Genomic DNA, 261 nt, shown 5'->3' on the forward strand with positions numbered 1-261 from the left:
GCCGGGAGCCGCGCGGTGAGGGCGGGGCGGCTGGGAGTCGGCGTCCTCGGCGCCGGACGGGTCGGACCGGTCCTCGGAGCAGCGCTCGCGAACGCCGAGCACGCCGTCGTCGGCGTGACGGCAGTGTCCGAGGCCGGACGCGACCGCGCCGAGGCGATGCTCCCCGGCGCACCCGTCCTCGAGACGCCGGACCTCGTCGAGCGCAGCGAACTCGTGCTCCTCGCCGTGCCGGACGACCAGCTGGCCGACCTCGTGCAGGGG

At 77.4% G+C, this 261-nt stretch carries 1 protein-coding gene; it reads left to right on the forward strand.

Going from position 1 to position 261, the window contains the following annotated elements:
• The coding region (locus HWE04_RS24335; protein ID WP_241813940.1) for an NAD(P)-binding domain-containing protein at positions 1-261 on the forward strand (261 nt) is incomplete at both ends.

Source organism: Herbaspirillum sp. C7C2, assembly GCF_022627865.1.
In the GTDB taxonomy this organism is placed as follows: domain Bacteria; phylum Pseudomonadota; class Gammaproteobacteria; order Burkholderiales; family Burkholderiaceae_D; genus Herbaspirillum; species Herbaspirillum frisingense.